We start from the raw sequence: 235 nt of genomic DNA, 5'->3' as shown, positions 1-235 counted from the left end.
CTTAAACGGCTTTGCTCGCCTTTAGGCAGGCCTGCTAAATCAGCTAACATAGTGGCTTTTAGTTTTTCCGGTACTGCACCAATTAAGCCAAGTGTTAGCTTAGATTGCGTAAGCTCTGTGTTATAAAACGTTTTAACATCATCAAGCGTAAGTGCTTCTAAATCTGAAATATCACCATAGTTGTAGCTTTCATAAGGATGGCCTTTGTAAAGCGCGCTGTAGAGTACTTCTTTAC

1 protein-coding gene is annotated in these 235 nt (G+C 40.4%); it reads right to left on the bottom strand.

Annotation, left to right across the window (positions count from 1 at the left end; all coding sequences use genetic code 11):
• Positions 1 to 235, bottom strand: a 235-nt coding sequence (locus AAEY57_RS21160) for a hypothetical protein (RefSeq protein ID WP_350608803.1), incomplete at both ends; no start/stop codon positions are given.

The organism is Pseudoalteromonas sp. MER144-MNA-CIBAN-0113 (genome assembly GCF_040308965.1).
Lineage (GTDB): Bacteria > Pseudomonadota > Gammaproteobacteria > Enterobacterales > Alteromonadaceae > Pseudoalteromonas > Pseudoalteromonas tetraodonis.
The sequence above is the reverse complement of the archived record's forward strand: the minus strand, read 5'-3'. Positions and strand labels throughout refer to the sequence as shown.